Annotated in this window: 1 protein-coding gene; it reads left to right on the plus strand. The window is 64.0% G+C overall.

Annotated elements, in window-relative coordinates; all coding sequences use genetic code 11:
- Window positions 1-27: 27 nt before the first annotated feature.
- The coding region (locus tag J5M71_RS28040; RefSeq protein WP_243434391.1) for a condensation domain-containing protein at window positions 28-467 on the plus strand (440 nt) is incomplete at its 3' end.

Below are 467 nucleotides of genomic sequence, written 5' to 3' on the forward strand. Positions count from 1 at the left end.
CTCTATAACCGCCGTGCGAGCGCGGACATGGCGCGCATCGAGCCTACGCCCTCCTATTTCGATTCGCTCGACGACGACCGCAAGTATGCCGAGTCGTCCCGTTACGAGCGCGACGCGCAGTTCTGGCAGGACAAATTTTCGTCGCTTCCGCCGCCGTTGCTTTCGTCGCGCTCGAGCGAGGCGGCCGCACGCCCCGCGTCGTTTCCCGACGGCCAGGTGAATCTGACGATCGAGCGCGCGAAGTACGATCGGCTCGGGCGGATCGCCGAGGCGAGCGGATGTACGATCGTCCACGTGATGTTCGGCGTGCTCGCGCTCTACTTCTCGCGAGCGTTTCAGGTCGACGAGGTGGTGATCGGCATGCCGGTGCACAACCGAAGCACCGCACAGCAGAAGCGCGCGATCGGCATGTTCGCTTCGGTGGTGCCGATTCGCATCCCGGTCAACGGGAACGAGCGTTTCGTATC

Source organism: Pseudomonas sp. 43(2021) (genome assembly GCF_017490805.1).
Taxonomy (GTDB): Bacteria; Pseudomonadota; Gammaproteobacteria; order Pseudomonadales; family Pseudomonadaceae; genus Aquipseudomonas.